The 553-nt window shown below is 58.4% G+C and carries 1 protein-coding gene; it reads left to right on the top strand.

Annotated features, from left to right (window positions below; all coding sequences use genetic code 11):
* The coding region (locus JK635_RS29365; RefSeq protein WP_202656408.1) for a hypothetical protein at positions 1 to 439 on the top strand (439 nt) is incomplete at its 5' end.
* Positions 440 to 553 lie beyond the last annotated feature (114 nt).

Here is a 553-nt window from a genome sequence, read left to right on the forward strand (position 1 = left end):
ACAGCGCGAGCTGGCGGACGAAGCGGGCATCCCGGAGAGCACTGTTTCATCCTTGTTCAGCTTCGACAAGTTGCCCGACGAAGCAAAAGCCCACTTGGATGTAAAGCCGCAGATCCTGGGCTATCACGCTGCCATCAAGCTCGCGCAAGCCGCTGCCTCCGGCAACGCCGATCTTGTCATCGAAGCAGTGCAAATACTGGCGACCGACAGCCGGTTCACGCAAGCCCAGGCAATCGCTCATGCAACGAAAAAACGGGAAGCGGTTGCTGCCCGGCCTGCCCCGCTGGTGGTAAAAGATGGAAAGACGGTGGTATGCAAAATCGAAGCACGCGGCACGCGCCTACTGGTCGATTTTGGCAATGCGGAATTGACGGCTGCCTGGGCCAAGCGTTTTGCCGATTACGTGAAGCAGGAAACGACAAAGAACCACGGTGCTTAAGCACCCTTCCCGCTCCGGACACGGTAAGGCGTTCGGTTGGGTGGATGGGTTTTCGGCGGCCGCCCAGTAAGGATTGACACGAAAACCAATCCGAAAGCGGCAGCGCTTGTTGCG

This window comes from Neobacillus paridis, assembly GCF_016765675.1.
GTDB classification, from domain to species: Bacteria; Bacillota; Bacilli; order Bacillales; family Cytobacillaceae; genus Neobacillus; species Neobacillus paridis.